The sequence below is a fragment of the Proteus sp. FZP2095 genome (assembly GCF_023701425.1).
In the GTDB taxonomy this organism is placed as follows: domain Bacteria; phylum Pseudomonadota; class Gammaproteobacteria; order Enterobacterales; family Enterobacteriaceae; genus Proteus; species Proteus cibarius.
Window position 1 is genome coordinate 1 of the sequence record NZ_JAMQBJ010000038.1, and the last position, 306, is coordinate 306.

Annotated in this window: 1 pseudogene; it reads right to left on the bottom strand. The window is 42.2% G+C overall.

What is annotated here, in order from left to right:
• Window positions 1–306: pseudogene (locus tag NBG71_RS18755) on the bottom strand (hypothetical protein); the annotation flags it as partial.

The window sequence follows — 306 nt, forward strand, 5'->3', positions numbered from 1 at the left end:
CATTACCGCTCGGATCTTTGGCAACCGCAGTCACTTCACTGTTGTCTTTTACATTATCAGATGGAATTGTGGTGGTATTATCTTTGCTGTCTGGGATCAGGTTCGGATCACTGGATGTCCAACCATTATCCCCTTTTTCCATAGTTACCGTCTGTTTATCACCTTTTTCATCTTCAAAGGTGATTTCAACAGTGTCACCTTTATTTGCATCATCAGGTAATTTAATGGAAACAGAACCATCGTCTTCAGCTTTCAATTCTGGTGCCGATGGTGCAACAGTATCTACCGCAAAGTCGGTTGGTTTAC